The 517-nt window shown below is 56.5% G+C and carries 1 protein-coding gene; it reads right to left on the bottom strand.

The genetic code is table 11. The features are described 5' to 3' along the window. A partial coding sequence (locus tag J5069_RS24140) for a transketolase C-terminal domain-containing protein (RefSeq protein ID WP_319801705.1) occupies positions 1-517 on the bottom strand: 517 nt, incomplete at both ends.

The raw sequence follows: 517 nt of genomic DNA, 5'->3' as shown, positions 1-517 counted from the left end.
ATACCCGCCGCATCCAACCCCAAGTCTTGACGTACTTCTTCCTGTGTCCCTTGGGGAATAAAGCTGTCCGGCAGCCCCAGATTTAACACCGGAATACCCAGACGCTGCGCCATCACCACTTCATTCACGCCGCTGCCCGCACCGCCCATCAAGGCGTTCTCTTCCAGTGTCACCAGCAGATTGTGGTTTTTTGCCAGTTCAGCGATCAGCGCTTCATCCAGCGGTTTGACAAAACGCATGTCGACCAATGTTGCATTGCGCTTTTCGGCAACCCGCTGCGCTTCCGGCAGCAGTGTACCGAAGTTGAGGATGGCGACTTTCTCGCCCGTGCGTCGTACCACCCCTTTACCGATAGGCAATTCCTGCAACGGCTCAAGCGTGGCACCCGTACCGGTACCGCGAGGGTAACGCACGGCGCAAGGGCCATCTTGATAACGGTAGCCGGTAAACAACATCTGGCGACATTCGTTCTCATCGCTCGGTGCCATGATAATCAGATCGGGAATGCAACGCAGGA

The organism is Candidatus Symbiopectobacterium sp. NZEC127 (assembly GCF_025962675.1).
In the GTDB taxonomy this organism is placed as follows: domain Bacteria; phylum Pseudomonadota; class Gammaproteobacteria; order Enterobacterales; family Enterobacteriaceae; genus Symbiopectobacterium.
This window is presented reverse-complemented; position numbering and strand designations above follow the sequence as displayed.